This is a genomic window from Microcystis sp. M090S1 (assembly GCF_020246295.1).
GTDB lineage: Bacteria > Cyanobacteriota > Cyanobacteriia > Cyanobacteriales > Microcystaceae > Microcystis > Microcystis aeruginosa.
In genome coordinates this window covers 1-5919 of sequence record NZ_JADBTF010000267.1, presented here as the reverse complement: position 1 = coordinate 5919, position 5919 = coordinate 1, and the positions used below count along the sequence as shown (strand labels likewise).

Genomic DNA, 5919 nt, shown 5'->3' with positions numbered 1-5919 from the left:
GTTTTCAAGGTGCGTTCATCGGTTGATGACTGGGTTTTTTAAGCGGTTGCTTACCCGGCCCCCTATTCTTAATATCATACATCCTATAAAGTCGCCCTAAAAGGGCGAGGCTTTAAACCCAATTTTTCGGTAAACGGTCTTGACGCAGCAAATCCGCCAGATTTTCCCGTTCAAGGATCAGATTAGCTTCTCCGTTGTGGACAATTACCGCCGCCGGACGGGGTAAGCGGTTGTAATTAGAAGCCATACTGTAGTTATAGGCTCCTGTGGCTAAAACCACTAAAATATCCCCCGGGTTGGTTTTCGGTAGCGTAATATCCTTAATTAGAATATCGCCAGATTCACAATGCTTTCCAGCTATTGTCACCACTTCCTGACATTCTTGACTCATTTTATTGGCGACCACGGCCCGGTAAACCGATTGATAGGTAATCGGTCGGGGATTATCAGACATTCCGCCATCAACGGCGATATAGGTGCGGATTTCGGGGATTTCCTTGCGATTACCCACTGTATAGGCCGTTACGCAAGCGGTGGCAATCAGAGAGCGTCCCGGTTCGGCAATGAGCAGCGGATAAGCGATACCTCTTTCCTGACAAGCTTTAGCCACTGCTAAGGACACCGCTTGCACCCATTCCTCGATACTTGGGGGGTCATCACTTTCGAGGTAGCGAATCCCTAAACCACCACCGACGTTTAATTGCTCTAGGGGTAAACCCCGTTCTAAACCTAATTTAAACCAATCTGCCAGCACAGCGGCTAAGTCTTGGTGGGGTTGACGTTCAAAAATCTGGGAACCGATGTGAGCGTGTAAACCCAGACAATTCAGCAGCGGATGAGCTAAAACATAGTCAAATACCGCTTCGATTTGATGGGGGTCAAAACCAAATTTACTGTCTAAGTGACCCGTGCGAATATATTCGTGGGTGTGGCACTCGATGCCGGGGGTTAACCGCAATAGGATCGGAATAGGGTTATCAGGACGATTTTCGCCTAATTTAACCAGATTTTCTAACTCTAGCCAGTTATCAACGACAATAATGCAGTTATGCTCGATCGCATATTCTAACTCGGCGATCGATTTGTTATTACCATGAAAGTATATCGGCACATCGGTTTTCTTGATCTGGTCTAAAGCGGTTAACACCGTGTGAATTTCTCCGGCCGACACCACATCAAAACCTAATCCCTCCCTAGCGACCACGGCCGATAGGGCCAGACAATTCCACGCTTTCGAGGCATAAATTACCCTAGATTCTCCGGGATAATGGGTCTGGAAACCTTGCAGGTATTGACGACAGGCAGTGCGGAGGGTGACTTCATCGACAATATACAAGGGTGAACCGAAACGTTCCACTAGGGTGGTCACATCACAACCACCGATTTCTAGACAATCACGGTTATTAACCTTGGCTGTCAGGGGGAACAGGGTTTGATTCGGGGATAGACAATCTTGATAGGCTAAATATTTTTGTCCGGAATTGCTGATTTTAGGTTCAGTTGATAGCATGATCGGTGTTTTTTGTCAAAAAATCGATAATTTTTGTTACAATCTCTGCCCATCACCGATTCAGTCAAGGGAATTTTGACCGTCGGTGATCTAGATAGCCAAAATAGTTCTCTCTTTCAGTGTACGATCAACCACCCGCTAAAAATCCCTTTTTTGTCAGGAAAAAATCGAGCAGCGACCCCGAAATAGTGGTAATAGTATTGAAGGAGTGGTCTTAAAAGTGATGATATGACTGACCAGAATGGCGTGTTAGTAGAAGAACAAAGCGAGGATATTACCCGCAAGATGAGTCAATTAGCCACCGAGTCGCCGAAAAATCAATTACAAATCCTGACACAATTAGCCGGGGCCGGAGAAGGTGGCCTAACTGTATTGAGAGATTTTTTGTTGGCCCAGCAGCCCACTCCTGTTAATCTGGTGACAGGTAAGGCTTATCAATTGCTATACCAAGATAATAGCGATCAGAGCAAGGAATTTTTAGCTAATTATTTCCCCACGGGTGTTGTTCCCCTCGATAGTGCTAAAGGTATCGATTATCGACTTTTACAGGAATTATTGGCTAAACAGGATTTTCAAACTGCCGATAGTCTCACCCGTCAAAAACTCTGTGAATTAGCAGGAGAAGGAGCAATACAGAGGAAATGGGTCTATTTTACGGAAGTAGAAGCTTTTCCCAAGGTTGACATTCAGACTATTGATCATCTTTGGTTAGTTCATTCGGAAGGGAAATTCGGTTGGTCGGTGCAGCGCAAATTATGGATAGGTGTGGGACAAGATTTCCCGAAACTCTGGCCGAAAATTGGCTGGAAAAATGGCAATAATTGGACGAAATACCCGCAGGAATTTATCTGGGATTTAAGCGCTCCCGTGGGCCATTTACCCCTGTTAAATCAACTGCGCGGGGTGAGAGTGGCTGCCTCTTTATTCTCCCATCCCGTCTGGAGTGAAAAATAGATTGAGAACACTCGGTCCGGCTATTGTATCAGCTTTCTACATTTTCGGGACGATTTCTTGTAAGGCCGCTTCTAGATTAGGATAACGATAGTCAAAACCGAGCGCTTGAGTGGCTTTTGGCAGCACTTCTTGACCTTCTAAGACGATTTTTGCTCCTTCTCCCAAGAGAATTTCGAGGGCAAAATCTGGCACTGGCAACCAAGAAGGACGATTCATTACTTCCCCTAAAATCTGACAGAATTCTTTCATCCGGACGGGATTGGGTGCAGTAGCGTTGAAAGTACCGCTAATTCCCTGGCGATCGAGACAATAGATAATTAAATTAATTAAATCATCCCGATGAATCCAAGAAAACCACTGACGACCGCTGCCAATCGGTCCGCCGGCAAATAGTTTGAAGGGTGGGATCATTTTCCCTAAAGCACCCCCATTGCCTAAAACAATACCCGTGCGAAGAATGACTAAACGAGTGCCGTAATCTTTCACTTTTTGGGCTGCTGTTTCCCACTTTTTACAGACATCTGCCAGAAAATCGTCACCGGGAGGGCTATTTTCGTCAAAACTAGCGGTTTCACTGGTTCCATAGTAACCGATCGCCGAGGAGTTAATTAAAACTTTCGGTTTCTGGTCGGCCAGTGCGGTCGCAACGCGCTCGCTACGCGAGATCGCCTCGACAATTTTCTCGGTGCCGATTTCCCGACTAGCGACGATTGCTCGTTTTGCTTCACCGGTCCAGCGTTCCGAAATCGGTTCTCCCGCTAGATTAATCACCGCGTCACATCCGCAAATCTCTTTTTGCCAATCCCCCGATTCTGTGGCGATATAGGGAATAATCTCTATCTTAGGATAGATTGACTTTGGGTAAATTCTTCGGGCTTTATCGGGATTGCGAGTCAAAATTAGGATGTCATCGCCGCGATCATAGAGTTTGACCACCAATCGACTACCCACAAATCCCGTCGCCCCAGTAATCGCTATTTTCATGGTTTCTTGACTAAATTTATCCTTATTTTAGCTCGTTTTTAACTATCAGGAGTCAGGAGTTGAGAGTTGGGGTTTTAGGGTTTTAGGGTTTTAGTTGAAATTTCCCCATTCCCCTATCTCCCCATCACCCTATCTCCCCATTCCCCTATCTCCCCATTCCCCCATCACCCCACTTCTCACTTATCCTGATACCCCATCCCGTTGGCTGCCGCATAACGATTCATAAAGCGCATAAAACGCTCCCAGTGTTCATCGGTGATTTCAAAACCACATTCTACCCGTTGAATTTCATCTCCTTCATCTCCTCCAAAAATAAACTTAGTCGAGTTGGGAATAACTATAATCACTCCTTCCTCATCGGTGAGACGGAGATCGCCGTAGGTGCGGGTGGTGAAACTTTGGAAACGTTCGATCGCTTTCAGGGTTTTAAAAGTCATCAGGACATTGCGAATCCCGGTACTTTTATTTTTGCGGAGACTAACACCGCTTAATTCTTCTGATAAACCGACAAAAAACTCGATCGTGGGAGTGGTCATAGGTATAGCTATAAAATTTTAGTTATTGATTTTCTCTTAATTACTTTTGATGGGGAAAAATTAGTTCATGATTACTAATAAAGTAACCATGAACGGAAAAACAAGCTATTCCGCTTCTCCACCTTGGATTTTGAGGAGGAGAAAACCCCAAGCTAATCCGACGAGGACGAGAACGATCGCCACGATCGCCCCATTAAATAACATACTTTCTGCGGTCATGGTGATGGCTCCTGAGCCTACAATAATCGATCAACAGATCAATGGTATTTTAACCTACGAAGGCGATCGACTGCAGCCAGACTAGGGCAAAATTGAGGGGGAAAATCGGCCAATAACTTTGAGAATTTTCCTAGTATATACGTTCTAGCAATCCTGCCCCTCTCCTCAAGGAAGGATGCTCACCCCCATGCTAGATATTTTTAATACTATCTTTATATTTACAGTCGCTACTTTGTGTTAATGTCTTATCTGCTTAATTCTTCACTTATACTAGAAAAATTAAGTATTGATAACTATTGGTGATGACTGGTAAAAAATCATTTATGCTCAAGATCAAGTTAATATTATTTTTAGGTTTGTTGCTGCTAAGTTGTCAACCGACTAATCTCAATGGTAATAATAGTTCAATGGCTCAGATTACGACTGAGAATCAAGGGCAAATATTACCGCTCACGGCCAAAGCAGATATTAATGGTGAGATGATTGAGTTAGAAGTGGCTCAAACCCCAGAACAACAGGCCAAGGGTTTAATGTATCGCTTGTCTTTGGAGAAAAATCGCGGTATGCTATTTCCCTTTGCACAACCTCTGGTGGCCCGGTTTTGGATGAAAAATGTCTCGATTCCTCTAGACATGATTTTTCTAAAAGATGGTATAGTAAAAGCAGTTTTGCTCAATGTCCCTCCTTGTGCTGTCGATCCTTGTCCTGTCTATGGGCCAAACACCATGGTTAATCAAGTCATCGAACTAGCCGGGGGCCGAGCGAAAGAATTAGGAGTGAAAGAAGGAGATAAAATTAAGATTGAGTCTATCTCAAGACCTTGATTTTTGAAAATGGTGTTAACTTTCTTATAGAAGGTGTCCCTTGTCTGGAAGTATAAGTATGGCTGTTATAAGGTATTACGCATTTATACTGTTTAAGATATAACCATATCGATTAAGATTTTTATAGTCTATCAAGCATAGATTGAATAATCTTCACCCTTGCTATAGATTAAACAGAGACAAAATTCTGCTCGAGCTAACGGGACTATCTTAAGAGAGCCAGCGATTTTTAGAAAAGCTGATTACAATTTAAGCAGCTCTATCGAAATCATCGAGATAGCTTAGATACAGAAACAACGGTCGCGAGACTAACTGTCCTTGAAACCGATCAGGTGGTGTTTTATTGAAATTACGAGATATACTATTGAGGAAAAAGTACCCCCATGTCCACGATTGCCTATTCCCAATTCCGACAATTTCTACAAGAGGAATTGTCCCTTCCCCAAGAATCGATCGCTATGGCCGAGCGCTCGATCCAATCTGATAAAATTCATTTACCGATGATTCTCTGGCAGTACGGTTTAGTGACCTTGGAACAATTAGACAAAATTTATGATTTTCTCGAAAAGGTAGTCTAATCTTACAATTGCTCACTATTGACAAGGAGAATAATTGCCATGGCTGCTCATAGTTTCTGGCACAGTTTGAAAATTCCGATCCCAAAAACTACCAATCATCACTTGAGAAGTGGGTTATTTAAACCCACTTTTTTAATAACTATACAATTGAGAATTATCGATTAACTGCTCAGTCCATGAAACCCCATGACCAATTTGCCAAAAATTACCTTGAACAATTACTTTCTCCCCTGGGAATCGTCGAAATCAGCAAAGAAGTCAGCGATGAAACCCGACAGATAGATTTATTTTTTTCCCCCAATGCCGAGCCAAAC

At 43.5% G+C, this 5919-nt stretch carries 7 protein-coding genes and 1 pseudogene; 4 read left to right on the top strand and 4 right to left on the bottom strand.

The features are described from left to right. Positions 1 to 112 precede the first annotated feature (112 nt). Positions 113 to 1510 (bottom strand): diaminopimelate decarboxylase, encoded by a 1398-nt coding sequence (lysA, locus tag IM477_RS11890; protein ID WP_287731857.1) that lies wholly within the window; start codon positions 1508 to 1510, stop codon positions 113 to 115. A 228-nt stretch (positions 1511 to 1738) separates the two neighbouring features. On the opposite strand from lysA, the gene IM477_RS11885 reads away from it, so the two are divergent. After that, positions 1739 to 2464 carry a GUN4 domain-containing protein gene (locus IM477_RS11885; RefSeq protein ID WP_287731856.1) on the top strand — a complete coding sequence of 242 codons (726 nt, stop codon included), beginning with the start codon at positions 1739 to 1741 and terminating at the stop codon, positions 2462 to 2464. Positions 2465 to 2500: 36 nt separating this feature from the next. Here the strand turns inward: IM477_RS11885 and thyD are convergent, their stop codons facing one another. The 3 genes from thyD to petM form a co-directional block, all read right to left on the bottom strand. After that, positions 2501 to 3448 (bottom strand): thylakoid membrane protein ThyD, encoded by a 948-nt coding sequence (gene thyD / locus IM477_RS11880; RefSeq protein WP_149988305.1) that lies wholly within the window; start codon positions 3446 to 3448, stop codon positions 2501 to 2503. A gap of 176 nt (positions 3449 to 3624) precedes the next feature. Beyond that, on the bottom strand, positions 3625 to 3984 hold the full coding sequence (gene psb28 / locus IM477_RS11875) for a photosystem II reaction center protein Psb28 (RefSeq protein WP_149988306.1): 360 nt from the start codon (positions 3982 to 3984) through the stop codon (positions 3625 to 3627). A 105-nt stretch (positions 3985 to 4089) separates the two neighbouring features. Further along, positions 4090 to 4203: a cytochrome b6-f complex subunit PetM gene (gene petM, locus IM477_RS11870; RefSeq protein WP_012265655.1), complete on the bottom strand. Its 114-nt coding sequence runs from the start codon at positions 4201 to 4203 to the stop codon at positions 4090 to 4092. 302 nt (positions 4204 to 4505) lie between these two features. Between petM and IM477_RS11865 the strand changes: the two genes are divergently transcribed. From IM477_RS11865 to IM477_RS11855, 3 genes and pseudogenes are all read left to right on the top strand, one after another. Then, positions 4506 to 5027, top strand: a complete 522-nt coding sequence (locus tag IM477_RS11865; RefSeq protein ID WP_287731854.1) for a DUF192 domain-containing protein — start codon at positions 4506 to 4508, stop codon at positions 5025 to 5027. A 383-nt stretch (positions 5028 to 5410) separates the two neighbouring features. Next, positions 5411 to 5605, top strand: a complete 195-nt coding sequence (locus IM477_RS11860) for a DUF2949 domain-containing protein (RefSeq protein ID WP_045358889.1) — start codon at positions 5411 to 5413, stop codon at positions 5603 to 5605. Between the two features lie 176 nt (positions 5606 to 5781). Then, a pseudogene (locus tag IM477_RS11855) lies at positions 5782 to 5919 on the top strand (flagellar assembly protein H); the annotation flags it as partial.

Excerpts from the sequence above, each read along its gene's own strand:
- IM477_RS11885 (WP_287731856.1), top strand. The coding sequence starts at position 1,739 with ATGACTGACCAGAATGGCGTGTTAGTAGAAGAACAAAGCGAGGATATT.
- petM (WP_012265655.1), bottom strand. The coding sequence starts at position 4,203 with ATGACCGCAGAAAGTATGTTATTTAATGGGGCGATCGTGGCGATCGTT.
- psb28 (WP_149988306.1), bottom strand. The coding sequence starts at position 3,984 with ATGACCACTCCCACGATCGAGTTTTTTGTCGGTTTATCAGAAGAATTA.
- IM477_RS11865 (WP_287731854.1), top strand. The coding sequence starts at position 4,506 with ATGACTGGTAAAAAATCATTTATGCTCAAGATCAAGTTAATATTATTT.
- lysA (WP_287731857.1), bottom strand. The coding sequence starts at position 1,510 with ATGCTATCAACTGAACCTAAAATCAGCAATTCCGGACAAAAATATTTA.
- IM477_RS11860 (WP_045358889.1), top strand. The coding sequence starts at position 5,411 with ATGTCCACGATTGCCTATTCCCAATTCCGACAATTTCTACAAGAGGAA.
- thyD (WP_149988305.1), bottom strand. The coding sequence starts at position 3,448 with ATGAAAATAGCGATTACTGGGGCGACGGGATTTGTGGGTAGTCGATTG.